Annotated in this window: 17 protein-coding genes; 6 read left to right on the top strand and 11 right to left on the bottom strand. The window is 63.2% G+C overall.

Annotated features, from left to right (window positions below):
- Positions 1-18 precede the first annotated feature (18 nt).
- The 7 genes from BLW62_RS00435 to BLW62_RS00405 form a co-directional block, all read right to left on the bottom strand.
- Positions 19-1665 carry a class I adenylate-forming enzyme family protein gene (locus BLW62_RS00435; protein WP_090506363.1) on the bottom strand — a complete coding sequence of 549 codons (1647 nt, stop codon included), beginning with the start codon at positions 1663-1665 and terminating at the stop codon, positions 19-21.
- A 41-nt stretch (positions 1666-1706) separates the two neighbouring features.
- Complete coding sequence (locus BLW62_RS00430; protein WP_090503412.1) at positions 1707-2813, bottom strand: mandelate racemase/muconate lactonizing enzyme family protein; 1107 nt, start codon at positions 2811-2813, stop codon at positions 1707-1709.
- Positions 2810-3751 (bottom strand): 1,4-dihydroxy-2-naphthoate polyprenyltransferase, encoded by a 942-nt coding sequence (locus BLW62_RS00425; RefSeq protein WP_090503407.1) that lies wholly within the window; start codon positions 3749-3751, stop codon positions 2810-2812. Before BLW62_RS00425 ends, BLW62_RS00430 begins: the two co-directional genes overlap by 4 nt.
- Positions 3752-3915: 164 nt before the next feature.
- On the bottom strand, positions 3916-4569 hold the full coding sequence (locus BLW62_RS00420) for a cohesin domain-containing protein (RefSeq protein WP_090503403.1): 654 nt from the start codon (positions 4567-4569) through the stop codon (positions 3916-3918).
- Positions 4566-5915 carry a DUF7350 domain-containing protein gene (locus tag BLW62_RS00415; protein WP_090503398.1) on the bottom strand — a complete coding sequence of 450 codons (1350 nt, stop codon included), beginning with the start codon at positions 5913-5915 and terminating at the stop codon, positions 4566-4568. The genes BLW62_RS00420 and BLW62_RS00415 overlap by 4 nt, the downstream gene beginning before the upstream one ends.
- A 67-nt stretch (positions 5916-5982) precedes the next feature.
- Complete coding sequence (locus BLW62_RS00410; RefSeq protein WP_090503395.1) at positions 5983-7248, bottom strand: DUF7405 family protein; 1266 nt, start codon at positions 7246-7248, stop codon at positions 5983-5985.
- A gap of 91 nt (positions 7249-7339) precedes the next feature.
- Positions 7340-8275: a 1,4-dihydroxy-2-naphthoyl-CoA synthase gene (locus tag BLW62_RS00405; RefSeq protein ID WP_090503390.1), complete on the bottom strand. Its 936-nt coding sequence runs from the start codon at positions 8273-8275 to the stop codon at positions 7340-7342.
- 199 nt (positions 8276-8474) lie between these two features.
- Between BLW62_RS00405 and BLW62_RS00400 the strand changes: the two genes are divergently transcribed.
- Entirely contained in the window at positions 8475-9620 is a 1146-nt protein-coding gene (locus BLW62_RS00400; protein ID WP_139305357.1) for a DUF7546 family protein, read from the top strand.
- 565 nt (positions 9621-10185) lie between these two features.
- Positions 10186-11097, top strand: a complete 912-nt coding sequence (locus BLW62_RS00395; RefSeq protein WP_090503381.1) for a J domain-containing protein — start codon at positions 10186-10188, stop codon at positions 11095-11097.
- A 4-nt stretch (positions 11098-11101) separates the two neighbouring features.
- Here BLW62_RS00395 and menD read toward each other — a convergent pair whose 3' ends face one another.
- The 3 genes from menD to BLW62_RS00380 all read right to left on the bottom strand — a co-directional run bounded on the left by menD (position 11102) and on the right by BLW62_RS00380 (position 14955).
- On the bottom strand, positions 11102-12901 hold the full coding sequence (menD, locus tag BLW62_RS00390) for a 2-succinyl-5-enolpyruvyl-6-hydroxy-3-cyclohexene-1-carboxylic-acid synthase (RefSeq protein ID WP_090503376.1): 1800 nt from the start codon (positions 12899-12901) through the stop codon (positions 11102-11104).
- A 4-nt stretch (positions 12902-12905) separates the two neighbouring features.
- Entirely contained in the window at positions 12906-14246 is a 1341-nt protein-coding gene (locus tag BLW62_RS00385) for an isochorismate synthase (RefSeq protein ID WP_090503372.1), read from the bottom strand.
- 106 nt (positions 14247-14352) lie between these two features.
- Entirely contained in the window at positions 14353-14955 is a 603-nt protein-coding gene (locus BLW62_RS00380; protein ID WP_090503368.1) for a sulfite oxidase-like oxidoreductase, read from the bottom strand.
- 268 nt (positions 14956-15223) lie between these two features.
- Here BLW62_RS00380 and BLW62_RS00375 point away from each other — a divergent pair, with 268 nt between their 5' ends.
- The gene (locus tag BLW62_RS00375; protein ID WP_090503363.1) at positions 15224-15523 is read left to right on the top strand and encodes a hypothetical protein; all 300 of its coding nucleotides are present in this window, start codon (positions 15224-15226) and stop codon (positions 15521-15523) included.
- A gap of 236 nt (positions 15524-15759) precedes the next feature.
- On the top strand, positions 15760-15981 hold the full coding sequence (locus BLW62_RS00370) for a ribbon-helix-helix domain-containing protein (RefSeq protein ID WP_006091440.1): 222 nt from the start codon (positions 15760-15762) through the stop codon (positions 15979-15981).
- A 27-nt stretch (positions 15982-16008) separates the two neighbouring features.
- Here the strand turns inward: BLW62_RS00370 and BLW62_RS00365 are convergent, their stop codons facing one another.
- Complete coding sequence (locus BLW62_RS00365) at positions 16009-16197, bottom strand: DUF7550 family protein (RefSeq protein WP_076577871.1); 189 nt, start codon at positions 16195-16197, stop codon at positions 16009-16011.
- A gap of 154 nt (positions 16198-16351) precedes the next feature.
- Between BLW62_RS00365 and hisF the strand changes: the two genes are divergently transcribed.
- Positions 16352-17164 (top strand): imidazole glycerol phosphate synthase subunit HisF, encoded by an 813-nt coding sequence (gene hisF / locus BLW62_RS00360; protein ID WP_076577869.1) that lies wholly within the window; start codon positions 16352-16354, stop codon positions 17162-17164.
- Between the two features lie 39 nt (positions 17165-17203).
- A complete protein-coding gene (locus tag BLW62_RS00355) occupies positions 17204-18013 on the top strand; it encodes a hypothetical protein (RefSeq protein ID WP_090503360.1) in 810 nt (269 codons plus the stop codon).
- Positions 18014-18057 lie beyond the last annotated feature (44 nt).

The following is an 18057-nucleotide window of genomic DNA, read 5'->3' as shown; positions in this document are numbered from 1 at the left end:
CCTTAACTTCGCTTGCGCTCAGGAGAGTTCGGAGACGTCGATCCCGTGCTCGAGAATGAGTGCTCGAGCGCGCTCGCGGTCGACGGTTCCCGACGCCGTTCGGGGAAGCGAGTCCGTGACGGCAATCGTCTTCGGCTGTTTGAATCCGGCGAGGGAGTCCCCACAGCGTGCGAGCACGGACTCGAGGTCGACCGACGCGGCGTCGCTCGGCGCACCTCGAGTTGTGCCGTCGCTGGCTGCACCCGAATCGCTGGATTCGTCGGGAACCACGAGCGCTGCGACGCGTTCGCCCCACTCCGGATCCTCGAGGCCGAGTACGACCGCAGTGTCGACGTCGGGGTGCGATCGAATCGCGGCGATCACTTCGCCCGGATCGACGTTTTCGCCGCCGGTGACGATTCGGTCGCTCCGTCGGTTGAGCACCCACAGCCGACCCCCACCGTCCTTGTATCCGATGTCCCCCGTGTGGAGGCCGTACTCGTCGAACGCGGCGTTCGTGTGCGCCGTCTCGAGGTATCCCGGTGTCACTGTCGGCCCACTGACGACGAACTCGCCCGTTTCACCGTGGTCGAGGGGGTCGCCGTCCTCGTCGACGACGGTCACGTCGGTGACGAGCAGCGGCGTTCCCGCCGTTCCTGTGTGATTGGCGAGGTCCTGTGGCGTCGCCGTCGCGATTTGGGAGGCCGTTTCGGTCATGCCGTACGTCGGGTACACCGGGACGTCGGCCGCGAGACACCGCTCGAGTAACTCGCTCGAGGCCGGTGCACCGCCGAGCAAGACGAATCGAAGCGTCTCCGCGGGCTCCCATCCAGCGTCGAGCAGTCGCTTACACATCGTCGGCACGATCGACACACCGGTGATCCCGTACTCATCGAGCACGCGTGCGGTTTCGTGGCGATCGAACGTCCGCTGGATCACGACCATCGTCCCGTACAGCGTCGATCGGATAACGGGTGCCAATCCGCCCATGTGGTACATCGGCAGACAACACAGCCACCGGTCGGACGGGTCGACTCCCAGACGGAATGCGGAGGCAGTCGCACTCGCGATCAGGTTGCCGAGCGTCAGGCGAACGCCCTTCGGCTCGCCGGACGTGCCCGAAGTGAACATGATGAGGAACGTCTCGTCGTGCTCGAGCGGAGCTGTTTCGTTCGACGCCGCTGGGCCATCGTTCGAACGTTCCGGCGTCGTCGAGCGCGAGTCGGTCTTCGATGAGGAACCCACATCCTCGAGCGTCGCTCGAATCCGTCCGGTTCGATTCGCCCTCGGCCCGTCGACCGAGAGGACGGGTGTCGACGAACTCCCCGTATCGACCGTCTCGGCGACCTCGAGCGCCGCCGATTCGGTCTCGCGTTCACAGACGATGGCCGTGACAGCGGTCCGTTCGGCTTTCCAGGCCAGTTCGTCGGTCGTCTCGCGGACGTTCAGCGGGACGATGGTGATTCCCGCTCGTATCGCAGCGAAGACGAGCGTCACGAACGCCGGTCGCGTGTCGACGAGCGTTCCGAGTCTCGGTCGTGCCCGGGTATCGTCGACGGCCGCGAGCGTTCGCTCGAGGGTTTCGGCCACTCGATCGACGAGCGCGTCGAGTTCGCTGTACGACCACTGACGTCCCGTTTCGTCGTCGAGCAGCGCCGTCCGTTCCGGCGTCGTCTTCGTTCGCATCGCGAGGAGATCTCGAGGTGCGTCTGCGAGTGGGTCTCCGATCACGCGTCCCACACCCCCTCGACGCCGAGCCCTTTGGCCTGCGGGACGACGGCCGACCCGTTCTCGAGTAAGACCGGATCGTTGCCCAGATCGTCCGCGAGCAGGTCCGCAGTTGCCAATCCACAGGCCGGAACGTCTGGAATCGACGCGGCGACGTGAAGCGCCCCCGTCCGGGCGACCACGCCGTCGATCGTCGTCGTCACGATCGGTTCGATGTCGAGCATCCGTACCCACGCCGCGATCTTGCGAGCAACGTCGATCCCGCCGAGTGCCATCGGCTTCAGGACGACCACATCCGCTGCACCGGCGTCACAGATTGCGTCGACCCCGTGCTCGAGCAACCCTTCGTCCAGCCCGATCGCGACGTCATCCTCGCCGACGCTTCGTCTGAGGTCGGTGTGTCCGTCCAACGATCCGGCCGGTAGGGGCTGCTCGAGGAGCGAAACGTCGTACTCGGCCAACGTTTCGAGTGCTCGCGTTGCTTCCGCTGCGGTCCAGGCACCGTTGGCGTCGACCCGGATTTCGACGTCCGGACCGACGGCCTCGCGGGTGCGAGCGATTCGCTCGAGATCCGTCTCGAGGGCGAGTCGTCCGACCTTCAGTTTACAACACGTGAAGCCGCGCTCGACGGCCGCTCGTGCCTCCTGTGCGGTTTCGGCCGGGGACCCGGACCCGATGGTCGCGTTGACCGGAACCCGTCCGACCAGCGGGCCGTTGCCGAGATACTGGTACAGCGGCGTCGACTGGCTGGTCGCCTGCAGATCCGCGAGCGCGAGCGTTATCGCGTGTCGAGCGGCGACCTGATCGCTGACGGCCTCGAGTGCGGTCTCTGGACCGACCTGAATGGCAGACTCGGCCCGCTCGAGGGCGTCCCGACAGTCCTCGATCGATTCCGTCCAGCCTGCGAGTGGCGTCGCTTCGCCGTAGCCGACCGGGGCTGGGTCTCCGTCGTCGTTTGCGTCCTCGATTCTGACCAGAAATCCGTCTCGCGACTCGATTGTCCCGTCGCCGGTTTCGAGCGGGGCGGCGAGTGGAAGCGAGAACGACTGATACTCGAGTTCGAGTTCGCGGTTGCGGTCGCGGTCGTCGTTACAGGATCCACTCACACGACCACCCCGAGTGCGAACAACAGCGAGTACAGCGCGAGCAGTTTTCCGGTCCCCTCGAGCGCCGGATTCAGCGCCTCTCCGTCGGTTCGGGTGTAGATCGTTCGGGTCAACACGGCCGCGTAGGGCAGCGTAAGCAGGGGCAACAAGACGGCGATTCCGTAGCCTTCGCCGAGCCAGAACCACACCGGCGTGACGTACGCCAGCGCGAGCATGGCGACGTACTCGAGACGACTCCACTGGTAGCCGAGCCTGACGGCGAGCGTTCGCTTGCCGGTTTCCGCGTCCGTCTCGAGGTCGCGGACGTTGTTCACGACGAGAATCGCGGTCGAGAGTCCGGCGACGGGGAGACTCGCGAGGAACGCTTCTCGCGTGACCGTTCCCTCAGGAACCGTCGTCGCGAGCGGGTCCGCGAGCGTCGCCGCCGCCTGCACGTAGAACGTCCCCATCACGGCGACGACGCCGAAGAAGACGAAGACGAACAGATCGCCGAGTCCGTGATAGCCGAGTGGGTACGGCCCTCCCGTGTACGCCCAGCCACAGAAGACGCTCACCAGTCCGATGACGAGAATGGGAACACCACCGATGTAGACGAGATAGGTGCCGGTGACGATCGCGAGCGCGAACGTCAGGATCGTCGCCAGTTTGACCTGTTCGGGCGAGATGATTCCCGCCTGCGTGACCCGCGTGAACCCCTCCCTGTCGTCGGTGTCGGCACCCTTCATCGCGTCGTAGTAGTCGTTCGCAAAGTTGGTCCCAATCTGGATCAGTGCTGCCCCGACGAACGCCATCACTGCTGGCCCCAGCGCGAACACGCCCTCGTGGACCGCCAGCCCCGTCGCGACGAGAATCGGTGCCGCGGCCGCGGGCAAGGTCTGTGGACGCGCAGCCATCACCCACGCCTTCGTCCGTGAAATATCGACCTCCGCCGTGCTCATTGCACCAGAGTGGTACTCGCGGGAGTGTGAACGTTGGCATTGCAGTCGACCACTGACTCGAGACGACAGTCGCGACTCGTCCATCGTGAGTTATCGAACGCGTCCACAATCGAAGTAAAATCACTTCCGGAACCGGGTGCAACGCAGTCTTCGCGTCAAACCGATTACCGACGGAGGAAGAAGAACAGGAGCGTCCCGCCGATCGCGACCAGTGCGGCCAACGGGGTACCCACCGGAATCGAGTCAGCCGCACCGTCACTCGAGTCGCCATCGATTTCGATCGAGCCGTCGCGTTCGATCGACGCCTGCGGGTACTCGCTGATCAGCATCGCCTCGGAATCGGTGATCTCGAGATCGGTCTCAGTCGATGGTGCATCCTCAGCAACTTCCACAGTGATCGTCGCCACCGTTTCGGTGGCAACCGCGCCGTCGCCCGAGGGCTCGCGTTCCTGCTCGATCGACACGGTTCCGTCCTCGTCGAAATCGGCGGTCCCGTTGACCTCGGCGTCGTCGGCCCCCTCCGCGAGCATCGGCCCGTGTTCGACCTCCGTCACGGTGAGCAGGTCCGAATCGTACTGGAGGTCGACGGACAGTTCGTCGATACCGTCGCCGACGTAGTCGCCGTGGGTGCTCGCGACGAGGTCGACGGTGATCGTCTCTCCGGCGTCGGCCTCCGACTCGTGGGGGTCGAAGTACATCGTCGTCGCGTTGTCGCCGCCGGCGACGGTAGCCGGAACGACTAGCCCGGCGACGATCGCACACGCGAGCGCGACGACGACAACGGCCGAGAGCCGTCGGCGAGGAAGCGTCGTTCTCATTGGTCCTCGGGAATGTCAAACTCGATCGGCGACATTTCGAGAAACGCCGTCTCGTACCCCTGGTGGCGAGCGACCTGCGGGGGTGCGTCGACCTCGACGGTCACCCTATCACCGGCGGCCGCGTCCGCGAGCGAACCGGCGTAGTGCAGGCCGTGTTCCCCGTCGATCGTCTGCTCGAGGTCGGCCTCCGAACGTGACTCGTCCTCACGCTCGAGAGTGGCGCGCATCGACATGTCCGCCAGCGGCACCCGGTTGTACGGCGTTCGCGGCGAGACGAGGAGCGTCGTCTCCTCGTCGATCGCGAGTTGCGAACTCGAGTCCACGAGCGTTGCAACGAACGCTGCGTCGCCGCTGCGCGGAAGGTCGCCATCCTCCGGTTCTTCGACCGGCTCGAGCGCCGTCCCTGGATACTCGCTGGCGGGCGGAAGTGCGGAGTAGGGAATGTCCTCGTGGTGGTCGTGGTCTTCGTGACCGTCGTCTGCGTGATCACCGTCGTCAGCGTGGCCGCCATTGTCGTCAGCGTGCTCGGTGTAGTCGTGTTCACCGTCATCGTCGTCGTGGTCTCCGGCGTGCTCACCCGCGTCCTCGCCGTGCATCGGCTCGAGCGCGCCGGGTTCGCCCCACTCGTCTTCGTCGAAGTACGTCACGTCGAAGACAGCGTCCCGAAACGACTGGTCGTAGTCGAACTCGAACGTTGCCTGTTCTCGGTCGGTAAACCGATCCTCGAGGTCGCCCGTTTTCCGAACCGAGAGCGACGGCAACTCGACGTCGACGGTGTACGTTCCATCGCCCTCGAGTGGGACGTTGTCGCCGAAGTGAAAACCCATCTCCTGGGAGATCATCGTCCACGCCGAGCGCGGCGAGCCGACCGGGTCACCGTCGCGCGAGACGGCGATTTCGACGCCCTCGTCGACCGGGAGAATCGTCTCCGTCTCCTCGTCCCAACAGAGCACCATCAGGTGGACGCCCTCCATCTGCTCAGGGTCCTCGCGCTCGACTTCGTCTTCGTCCTCGCTGTCGGTCCCGCCGGCGACGACCCAGAAGGGATGGGGATACGACAGCATCGGTGCGAGGGTGTACTCGCCAGCCACTACGGGCTCGAGAACGCGCATCGACTCGCGGTGTGTGGGGCGATAGACGACGTCCGGCGGGTCGTCGATTTCGGGAAATGCCGGGACGTCACCGTCCCCGCCGGAGTCACCGCCGTTTTCCGTCTCGTTCGAGTCGTCCTGCTCCTCATCGTCTCCGTTTGCGATGCCGTCGAGACAGCCCGCCAACGCGAGCGCGCTGGCTCCAACGCCGGTCAGTCGCGTGAACGCCCGTCGGTTCATAGCTCGGTCGTGCATAGATCGAGTCGTGGTTTTCAGCGTGGTTGTCGCGAGTGCAAATATCTGTTTTGCCGAACGATCCTTGTCACGTCTCATCCGGATCGGGCGGCGGCAGTGCGCGAAGCGACCGCGGCGGAATCAGATAGTTCCCCCGTCGGGAAACGAACAGGTAGCTCCGAATGCCGTTGTTCGCGTTCGAAACGGCCAGATCCTCGCCCTCCATTGCCTCTCGAACGTCGACGAACGTCTCGATATCTCGTTGGAGCGAGAGGAAGTGTAGTCCCGGCGTGTCGCCGTCGACGGTATTGAAATCGCGGCGGAGCAACGGTGGCTCTCCGTCGATCCTCCCTCGAGCGGCCTTCTGCGCGTGCCCGACGACACCGCTTCGGGCGTCGTCCTCCGTCGCGTCGATCCGCTCGTCGGTTAGCTCGCTCGAGTCGGTCAGTTTCTCGCCGACTTCGCCAACCAGCTCTTCGTCCGCGTGCTGGGGGCTGAACGTCTTCATCACGCGCTGACGGTGGCTCTCCTGTTCGAACCACGTCCGGAGTTGCACGTCCATCGATTCGACGTGCTGGGTCGTCGCGCCCGCGAACGGCCCCTCCTCGATCGTCACCCGATCCTCGTCGGCCTGACTCCGATCGAATCCGGATCGAAAGCCCATGAAGAACGGGGCCTCCTCGGGGACGGCATCGGGAACTCCCGACACGTCGGTGTGCTCCGCCGGAAGGCCTGCTCCGACGAACCCGGTGCGGCGCTCGTCCTCGAGTCGCTCGAAGACGTCGGTGAGATCGGTTTCGACGTCGACGCCGTTGACGGTCGATCGGTCGCCGAACAATCCTTCTTCGGCCTCGAGAACGACCTCCGAGCGGTCGCTGGCGAGATGAATCACCGCATCGTCCGTATCGGTCGACGGCTCCTCGCGCTCGGTGAGTGCCTCTGGGTCGGGCAAGTCAACCGTCTCCGGCAGCGACTCGTCAAAGCGATCGAAGTACGCCGGCGTGTAACCGAGCGTGAACACCAGCCCGTCGGTGCTCCACTCGTAGGCGCGCTCGAGCGTCCGTAACGCCGACTCGACCCGGTCTCGAGCGTCATCGCTTGGCTCCTCGAGCAGCGATAGCGCGACGAGGACGTGGTGTTCGGGAAGGCGGACGTTTCCGTCGTCGTCTCGATCGAGATACCCGTTCCACGCGTGCTGGCGGGGGTGGAGAGAACCCGGATCGTCCGTCCCGCTTGGAACGTCGCTATCCTCGGTTTCGGAGAGACAGGCGCTGAGGGCCGTCGCTCCACCGATGGCGACGAGCGCGCGGAGGGAATCCCGACGGGACAGTCCCGACCGATCGGAGAGTGTCACTGGTGTATTTTTCACGCCGATCCATCCAAAGCGTTACGCTTCCTGACAACTGCAACCGGAATATCCGAGGGAATTCTGCAACCTTTCGCAGTCAGTAATGCCACGGATACTCGTCGAAATCGGGCTCGCGCCCCTCGACGAAGGCGTCTCTGCCCTCTTTCGCTTCGTCGGTCATGTAGCCGAGTCGCGTCGCCTCGCCGGCGAACACCTGCTGGCCGACCAGTCCGTCATCAGCCATGTTGAACCCGTACTTGAGCATCCGCATCGCCGTCGGACTTTTCGCGTTGATCCGCTCGCCCCACTCGAGAGCTACGTCCTCGAGTTCGTCGTGCGGGACGGCCTCGTTGACCATCCCCATCTCGGCGGCTTCTTCCGCGCTGTACGTCTTCCCGAGGAAGAACACCTCTCGAGCCTTCTTCTGCCCGATCTGTTTCGCGAGGTACGCCGAGCCGAAGCCGGCGTCGTAGCTCGCCACGTCGGGGTCGGTCTGGAGGAACTTCGCGTGCTCTTCGCTCGCGAGCGTGAGGTCACAGACGACGTGTAGCGAGTGGCCGCCGCCGACGGCCCAGCCGGGGACGACACAGACAACGATCTTCGGAATGTGACGGATGAGTCGCTGGACCTCGAGAATGTGCAGTCGTCCCTGTTCCGACGCACGTGATCCCGGGCGCTGCCCGTTCGCGTTCTCCGAAGAACTACGCGCTTCGCTCTCCTCGTCGCCGTATTGGTATCCGTCGTCGCCGCGGACCGTCTGATCGCCGCCGGAACAAAACGCCCAGCCGCCGTCTTTCGACGATGGGCCGTTGCCGGTCAGCAGGATACAGCCGACGTCTGTCTGTCGCTTCGCGTGATCCAGCGCGTCGTACAGCTCGTCGACCGTCCCCGGACGGAACGCGTTCCGAACGTCCGGTCGATCGAAGGCGATTCGAACCGTGCCTGAATCGACTGCCCGGTGGTAGGTCAGATCGCGAAAGTCGAACTCCGCTACCGGTTCCCACTGCGTGTCGTCGAAACATTCCGAAACCATTGGCTCGCATTTCGCGTCCGGCAGGTGAAATAGGTTCGTCCTCGCGGTGTACTGGCGACACCTACCGAAAGCTCGAACGCCGTCTCCTGGTTACGACGGACGAATTACTTTCCCAAAAGATCGACTCGAGCACGAGATGGATACGGTTATTGGCCGTGAGACCACACTTCGAGACAACAGTGGTTCCGTCTCGAGAACTATGAGTGAAGACGTATCCCTCGGACGATTCGACGACGTTAGCGGCTACCTTCGGACACTTACGTGGATCAATCTCTTCCTGGCCGCACAGCTCGTCGTCGGTCTGACGTACGCGGCCGTCGTCGACGCGAACACGCCGAACGTCCACTACTACTTCATTCCGTTCATCTGGATAACTATCTCCGCGCTGGCAGTCTGGTACACGAGACCGGTCACCCGTTCGTTCAAGTACGTCGCCATCGCTGCGAGCGTCGCGATCGCGTACTTCCTCGTGATCTTGTACCTCTCGGGGATGGTGATGCCGATACGTTCGATCGCAGAGCCCGGCCCATCGGGTCTCGTCGTCGAGTGGGATCGACCGCTTGGCTGGTCACCGATCGTCGACTACACCGGCAGTTGGGTCTCCGTTCGACTCATTCCGTACCAAGTAGTCGGCTATCTGGCACTGTCGTATCTCCTCTACACCGCCGTGCTCAACATTTCCTCGTCGATCTACACCGGCGTCGTCGGACTCGTGACCTGTCCCGGCTGTGCCGCACCGGTGTTGGCCCCGCTGATCGCGGGCGCAGCGGGAACGTCCTCCGCGTTCGTCTTCATGGTCAACTACACCCACGAGATCGCGACCGTCCTCTTCGTCCTCGCCGTCGGCTTGCTCTACTGGCAGCCAACGCTGGACGAGTTTTCACACGCGTTTTCCACCCGTCTTCGGGCACTCACGGGAGGCGTCGCCGTCGCTGTCGCCGGATTGCACCTCTTTCACCCGACGCTCGGTCTCCCCCGCCTGCTCGAGTACGTTCAACTCGGGACGCTCTACGATCCACGCCCGCTCCTGTTCACCCTCTCGGGGCTGGCCATCTTCGCCGGGATCGTGCTCGTCGCGACCGATCTCGTCGACATCCCGAATCGCCACCTCTACGCGCTCGGCATCGGACTCGTCCTCGCGTACCTCGTCGGCTACGTCACGTGGCACACCGTGTTAGAACACGGCGCGTTCTGGCCACATATCGAAGCCCACGGCCACCACGATCGGGGAGTCCTCGAAACGGTCGTTGCGCACCTCCTCGACGATGTGCACGAACTCGCGAGCAAGACCACCGAAGTCGCGTTGTTAGTCCTGCTCGTCGCGTTGTATCGACGCGAACGCTAACGAGGCTAGCGCTGTTCTCGAACGCTTGCGTCAATCGAAACGTGGGTTTCTCCAGTAGAACGCAGCGACTGTCGCTCCTCGAGGGGGCGCTGTCGACCCCTCGAGGTGGTCCGCTGTCGACCGACCGAGATGCGTCCGGTGTAACGCCGAACGTCTCACCCTCGTGACGACCGACGCCCTCGAGACGAGGTGTCTCCACCGTGCGCTCCCCGTACCCACTCTTCGCCCGGCCTGTCACGAACCGCCAGCCGTCGACGCCACCCTCGGATTCGTGACACCGTGACGCCAGACTAGACGACTCTCACCATCTCTCCCTCGAGCAACTCCTTCGACAACCGAATCCGTCGAAAAGACCCGTTTCATCTGTCTCTCCCTCACTTCTGTCCGACTATCGGGATGCGGAGACTGACTTGATTTGATATATCGTAATACAATTCATCCGTCTTGTTTCGGCCTCGTTCGCCACCATCGTTCCCCTGAATCGACCACCGAAACTCGAACGAAGTCGCTCGGACGTGACAGCCGGAATGACTTTCATCCGCGATTTCCAACTATTTCTCAGTCGATGGGTGAAACGTACTATGAGGTCCTCGAGGTCGAGTCGGACGCGACGCGGGCTGAAATCACCGCGGCGTATCGCAAGCGCGTCCTCGAGACCCACCCTGACCACAACGACGCACCCGACGCCGCGACACAGTTTTCCCGCGTTTCGAGGGCACGATCCGTGCTCACCGACGGGGACGAACGCGCTCGGTACGACCGACTCGGACACGACGCCTACGAGCGCCTTGGGCGCTACTCGAGTGACTCGAGCGAGACAGGAGACTCGAGGACGTCGAGACAACCGAAGACGACCGATTCAACCGAGAAGACGACCAAATCGAACGGTGCTCGAGGCACGCGAGGGGCGTCCGACGGAACTCGGTCACGAACCGGGTCGACACACGGCTCTGGAACGACGAGCCAGAGGAAGGCCGGAAGCCAGCGCGCGCGACGGCGAACGAAACGCCGTGGGCAATTCACACGAGACGCCACCGAAGTCGGAGCCGCCGGCCGGCCCCCGCCGGAGAACGAGGCCACGGAGCGTTCTGCAGGCGGGTTCCGGTACACCGTTCACGACTGGGATGGCGAGGCCACCCTCGAGTGGGAGGGTCGTCCGATCGACCGCGCGACGGCGTTGACGATGGCTGGCTGTTGGCTTTTGTATCCGCTGTTCGTCGCCTCGAGCGTGACCTCGATGTTTCCACTCGCTGTGAACGCGGTGCTCGCGGTATGTACGGGTATTCTCGTGGCATATTTGCTCACGAGGCCGCGACTCGCGACCGTGTTGTTCGGCAGTTGGACCCTCCTGTTTCCGTTCGGACTCCTCCAGCTGCCGGGCGTTTCTGTAATCTCGGTGACCGGCCTCATCGCACTCGGTTCCGTCTGGATTCCGTTTGGCTACGCGCTGGCCTTTTGGTGGGCGTTACGGCCGTGAACCGCTACACCGAGTCGGTGCCGACGCCTCCGACGGCGTCTCTCACCCGCTGCTCGAGAGACTCGCGAGTTCGGTGATTCGTCTCCGAGTCGAATTCGACCGAGAGAACCTGCGTTCCCTCGCGCTCGAGCGAATCCGCGTACGCGTCAGCGAAGTCGACGGGACTGACGCGGTCGAACTCGAGGCCGTAGAATTCGGCGAGCGAATCGAACTCGAGGCCGTGGGGCGTCTTGAACTGCGCCGTAAACGGCGGCTCGAAGTCTTCAATCGGGAGTTTGTGGAAGATTCCGCCGCCGTCGTTGTCGAGCACGACGATGGTGGCATCGACGTCACAGCGCTCGACGGCGAGCAAGCCGTTCGAATCGTGGTAAAACGCGAGGTCGCCGGTAACGAGGACCAGTGGTTCGTCGCCCGCGCTGCCAGCACCGAGTGCCGTGCTCGTGATCCCGTCGATGCCGCTCGCGCCGCGGTTTGCCAATACCGTGAATTCGGCGCTTCGCGGGCGTGCAAACCGGTCCGCATCACGAATCGGCATGCTGTTCGAGACGAAGACAGTTGCCGGGTCTGGCGCGCGTTGAAACACCGTGGCGAGGACGCTCCCCTCGAAGGGCTCGGCTTCGAGCGCCTCGTCCGTCCTCGCTTCCTCGAGGAGTCGCCAGTGTTCGCGTTCAGCGTCCCGAAACTGTTCGATCCAGTCGGTATCGGCGTTCGTTTCGGGGTCGATCCGCTCGAGGAGGTTCGAAAAGACGGCTCCGGGCGAGGCTGCGAGCAGGTCCGTCGCGGTGAACGTGGCTTCGCGCCACGCTCCAGCGGGGTCGACGAGGAACTGTCGCGCCTCACTGTCGCGAAGGAAGTGACGAAGCGGTTTCGAGGTCGGCGACGCACCAAAACGGACGACGACGTCGGGAGCCGCCATCGCGTCGATGTAGCCGTCGTAGCCACCGCAGACGTACTTCTTAGAGGACCCGTCGTCGACATGATTGCCGAATCGAACGTCGGAGAGCGGGTCCGCGAGAATCGGTGCGCCGACACTTTCGGCAACCGAAACGACGTGCGCAGGGTCGAGAGTCGAGAGTGAAACGGGGTCGGCCGGTCCAGCGACGATCACCGGTCGCTCTGCTGTCTCGAGAGCCGTTGCCAGCGATTGGGACTGTTCGTCCTTGAGCGAACGGGTCCCTGCAGCCGTCTCGACGAACGCCCCGGGTCTGCCTCGGCCGGCCAGGGTATCCGCAAACGACTCCGGAATGTCGCCAGGTACGTCGATTGGCTCGAGTGGCTTGCGAAACGGGCAGTTCAGGTGAACTGGACCGGGATCGACGCCGCCGGTCTCTGCGAGCGCCCGCGCAACGGTGGTCCGAAGGCTTCTGACTTTGCGTTCGTCGGGTTCGGGATTCGGTAATTCGGCGTCCCACCGAACCGCGTCGCCGTAGAGTGACGGTTGATCGACGGTCTGGTTCGCGCCGCTGTCGCGCAGTTCTCGTGGTCGGTCAGCCGTCAGGACGAGCATCGGCACTCGCGCCTGATCGGCTTCCATAACTGCCGGGTGGAAGTTCGCCGCTGCCGTCCCGGAGGTGCAGATCAGCGCGGTCGCCTCGCCGGTTCGTCTCGCACGCCCGAGCGCGAAGAAGCTCGCCGATCGTTCGTCGAGGTGCGAATAGACGTCGATATCGGGATGTGCAGCCGCGGCGACGGTCAACGGCGTCGAACGGCTGCCGGGGGCGACACAGGCGGCCTCGAGTCCCCCCTTCGCGAGTTCGTCGATCAGAATCCGGCCCCACAGCGTCGAGCGATTGGGTGCGTCCATCTGATCACCTGAGTTCGTCGAGGATCGGTCGGAACTTGAGCTGTACTTCCTCCCACTCGTCCGTCGGGTCGCTGTCGGCGACGATCCCGTTGCCCGCGAAGAGCGTGACCGTGTCCTCGCGAGCGAGTCCCGAGCGAATGCCGACGGCGAACTCGCCGTCGCCAGCACCGTCGAACCAACCGATCGGGGCGGCGTACCAGCCCCGGTCGAACGTTTCGGCGTCTCGAATGGTTTCGAAGGCCGATCCCGGCGGGACACCGCCCACGGCGGGAGTCGGGTGGAGCGCTTCGACGAGATCGAGAACGTGTCGGTCGTCCTCGAGAACGCCAGTTATCGGCGTCTGAAGGTGTTGAATGTTCGCGAGTCGTCTGATCGTCTGCTCCTCGACTGCGAGCGTTCGCGTGAGCGGTGTGAGTTGGCTTCGAATCGCGTCGACGACGAGTTCGTGTTCGTGCTGGACTTTTTCGCTCTCTGCCATTCGGTCCGCGAACGCTCGGTCCGCTTCGGGCGAGTCGCCTCGCTGTACCGATCCAGCCAACGCTTCGGTTTCGACCTGATTGCCGCGTTTGGAGACGAGCCGTTCAGGTGGGGCACCGAAGAAGGTCCCGCCTCCCTCGTAGCCCCCCAGGAACCGATAACAGTTCGGGTACTCGCGACGGAGTCGCTCGAGCGTCCCCGGAACGTCGATCGGATTCTCGAGATCGACCGAGAGCGACTGTGCGAGGACGACCTTTCTGAGCGAGCCCCGATCGATTCGCTCGAGGGCGGTTTCGACCTGTGTCGCCCAGTCCGCTCTCGAGGTTGGGCGCTCGGTCGACGCGATACCGGGGCTCGCCGCCGTCGGCTTCATCGACGGTAACTCGGCGAGTCGCTGACTCCAGGACTCGAGTCGTTCCTGTGCGCGTGCCGAATCCTCGCCGAGCGTCGTCAGCCAGGTTCCTTCGTCGCTGCGAACGACGAGCGTTTCGGGGATGACGAACGACGCCGCGTCGAACCCGTTCCACAGTGTTTCCGGCACGTGTTCCTCGTGAAATGCAAACCCGCCGAACGCACGGGGACGGGCGATCGTTGGGCCCGTGTGCTCGAGCGCGTCGAACGTACGTTGTGTGCGAGTTCGAATCTGATCGAATCGGTCCGGGCCGCGGGCGCTGAATCGAGCACCGACACCCCGGCCGACGATCTCCACACCATCGGGCGTCGACCACAGGATCCGCGACTCGGCGTCCGTATCGACGATCGCGCCGAAGGAGACGTCCTCGAGTTCGCGGCTGTGGCTGACGAAAGAGGGCGGGCCGTCGGCTGGCTCGACCCCCGCCAGTCGACGGTCGCCCGACGAATGATCCATCGAACACAGTTCGGAACTGCCGTGCCTTCAGCCTAACTATACCGGGTACTGATGGGGAGAGTATACGTTCGACAGCGAAACGACACGACGGAAAACGCGCGTTAAATTAGCTGTAGCGTTCTTCTTGCCACGGATCTGCAGTCTCCGAATAGCCGCGTTTCTCCCAGTACCCGAGTTCGGGTTCGGTCAAAAACTCGACACCGTCGACCCACTTCGCCCCCTTGTAGGCGTACTTGTGCGGGGTGAGGACCCGTAGCGGCCCGCCGTGGTCGCCGGGAAGCGACTCACCGTCGTACGCCCACGCGAAGAGCACTTCCTCGCGGAGACAGTCCTCGAGTGGAAGGTCGGTCGTGTAGCCGTCGAGTGCGGAAAACATGACGTGGACTGCATCGTCGTCGACGCCTGCTCTCTGGGCGAGTTCGGGGAATGTAACGCCCGTGAACTCGCAGTCGAACTTGCTCCAGCCAGTCACGCAGTGAAAGTCTTGACACTGGGTCTCACTCGGTAACGCTCGGAACTCGTCCCACGAGAGCGTCAGTTCGTTCTCGACGGCACCCGTGACAGTGAACTCCCACGTATCGGGGTCCCAGTCGGGAGTGCTCCCCTTCGAGAGAACCGGAAACGCCGTCGTTTCCCGCTGTCCGGGCGGGAGTCGATCGTCGCCGAACTCCTGGTAAAGATCGGTCACGTCGGAGATGTCCGTGTTCATACGTATACGTCCGGACCGAGGGACGTAGGTGTGACGCTCGAGTGTCAACTCGACTCGCGTCGCCGATCGCGACTCGAGAGATCGATCCCTCGAGGAACTCGATGATATCGCGTTCTCTAGAGTGGCGAGTTTCGCGTGACAATCTGGACTTACCACGACGAAGGACGAAATGAAACGGTCTGAAACGGTTTCAGTGAGGTCCTATGGAAAGGATTCCGGGCGAAACCCTCGCCATCCCTTAGTACAGTCTCGACCACCCTCACATCGTATGGCGAGCAAACAGCAGATGACGGAACAGGAGATGTCCGGACAGCAGGCAGAAGAAGTGACCAGACAAGCCATGGGCCCGGCGCTTCTTGCGGCGGTCGCATCGGTCGGGCTGTCGTGGTACTACTTCTTCCTCCGCGGCGACCGACAACGTGGCATATTCGTCGGACTCTGGCCGCCGACCATCCTTGCGTTCGCGAGTTACTTCAACCAGCGCAAGATGCGCCAGCAACTCGAGACGGTCACCCAGCCCGGTGCGACGATCAAGAACGCGTTCGACTCGATGATGGGCAACAAATAACGGTCCGCTGACTCATCCTCGAACGCCCCCGTTTTTCGGTGAAGTCCCATCGGTGATATCGAACGTGCCCGGCCTGTCACCGACACAGCACTTTTCGTGTCGGTCTTCGACGAACCACCTACTGGCGACGAGTCGAGTGACTCGAGTCCATCTCCGTTCACAATATTTCAGTCCGATTCCAAGCACGATAGACTCCCCGTCAAACCTAAATACCCCCTCACCGAAACCCGAATCAGATGCCGAAAGTAGAGATCACCATACCGGAACACCTCGAGATGCAGATCGCCCAGATGGTCGAACGCGGCGAGTTCGTCAATCGCGAAGAGGCGATCGAGGATCTGCTGTCGACCGGTATCAAGGCCTACAAGACTAGTGGACCAATGGACGAAGATGAGGGTGGCCCGGGCGGCCTCGAAGACGACGGCATGATGGGCCACGACGACGAATACGTCTTCTAACTGACTCTTTCCCGCGCGTTCTTGTCGCTACGGAGCCACAGCGACGAGTGGAATCCCGAACGCGAGCGCGACGCCGACGAGCAAGATCGCGAATCCGATTCCGGCTTCGCGTGCCGAAAACTCGCTCATCGGTGCAGTCGTCCGTTCGGCCTCGAGGTCGTGACCGACGTCAGCGCCCGAGTCGTCCTCGACATCGGCGTCTGATTCGTTTGCCATACCAGCGTGTTGGCCGGTAGTCGTCTTAAAGACACGCGATCCGAGAGGTCGCCCCTTCTGTCGCGATCGGTGGAGAGGGGTATCGCCCGCAGCGAAGACGCATCGATGCAGGTCACTTTACTACACCGGGTGCTAACCCTCGGATAGTACCTACATGCTGACCAAGCGAATCATCCCGTGTATCGACGTCGATCTGGACGAAGACGGGAACCCGGCGGTGTACACCGGCGTTCACTTCGAGGACCTCGAGTACACCGGCGACCCGGTCGAGATGGCGAAAGCGTACAACGAATCCGGCGCGGACGAGTTCGTCTTCCTCGATATTACGGCCTCCGCGGAAGGGCGCGAGACCATGCTCGACGTCGTCGAACGCGTCGCCGACGAAGTGTTCATCCCCTTGACGGTAGGCGGCGGCATCCGTACTACCGAAGACATCAAAGAAACGCTTCGCGCCGGCGCGGACAAAGTCTCGATCACGACCGGTGCACTCGAGCGACCCGAACTGATCAACGAGGGAGCGCGCGCGTTCGGAAGCCAGTGTATCGTCATCAGCGTCGACGCGAGACGCCGCTTCGACGAACAGGGTGAACACTACGTCGACGTGGACGGCGAATCCTGCTGGTTCGAGTGCACGAAAAAGGGTGGCCGCGAAGGAACCGGGATCGACGTCATCGAGTGGGCACAGGAGGCCGAATCCCGCGGCGCGGGCGAATTGTTCGTCAACTCGATCGACAAGGACGGAACTAAAGACGGCTACGACGTCCCCTTAACGTCGGCCGTCTGCGATGCAGTCGACACGCCAGTCATCGCCTCCTCGGGTTGTGGCGGACCGGAACACATGCACGAGGTGTTCACCGAAGCCGACGCAGATGCCGGTCTCGCAGCTTCTATCTTCCACTTCGACGAGTACTCGATCGGCGAGGTCAAAGCGCATCTGGACGAACGAGACGTTCCCGTCCGCAACTGATTCGCTACGCTTTTCTTCTATCACTCGAGTTTCCGACTCGTGAAGTGGCGGTGTACGTGGTGTGGCAAACCACACGAATCCGACGACCCTCCGTGTGATAGCTGTGGCCACAACGAGTTCGAGAAGGCCGTCGTTCGCCAACAGGAGTTCGAAACCGTGGACACCGGCACGCAGTACATGTGGGTCTGTTCGAACTGCGGCCGCCAGCACATGAAGAACAACCCACCCTGTTCTCGCTGTGGCGACCACGACCTCGAGAAAGTCGAACAGACCTACGACGACGTCGGTAGCGACCTCGAGGTTCCAAGCTGGCTCGAGGTTGCGAAACCCTACGCGCCGATTATCGCCGTCTTCGGGCTCATCGTCGTCTTGTTCGCGACGGGGATCATCTCGCCGTCGATCATCCCCGGTGTGGGAACGCCATCACCGCCCGACGCCCCCGGCGACGGAGCGACGGCGGCCGGCATCGACCTCGAGGCAAGTGAGGAAATAATTCACGAGCAACTCGATGCGGAGCGAGAGTCGACGCGGACGTACGACGGCGATATGGCTGCATACGCAGAGTACATAAATCGGGCGGAGGTCGCGAGCGAGTACGACGACGTGAGCCCAGACTCGGTCGAGCCAGCCGATTTTGGTGCCGATTGTAGCGGAGAGATTCCCGTCTGGCCGGGTATCGAAATGGTATCCGTCGACGAGTACGACGACGAAGACGAACTCGCGAGCGCCGTCACCGCGGCGTTCGAGACGAGCGGCTCCGAGGAAATTACCGGCGACGAGTACGACATCGAGGGGATGGACCTCCACGCCGTCGACGGACAACTTTACGTCACGTACGCGGCGTGCTAACGACGGATTCGTTCCGGAATCACCGACAAAAACAGCGACGCCGG

The sequence above is a fragment of the Natronorubrum sediminis genome, assembly GCF_900108095.1.
In the GTDB taxonomy this organism is placed as follows: Archaea; Halobacteriota; Halobacteria; order Halobacteriales; family Natrialbaceae; genus Natronorubrum; species Natronorubrum sediminis.
Note: the sequence above shows the minus strand (reverse complement) of the source record. Positions and strands in the feature narration are given on the sequence as shown.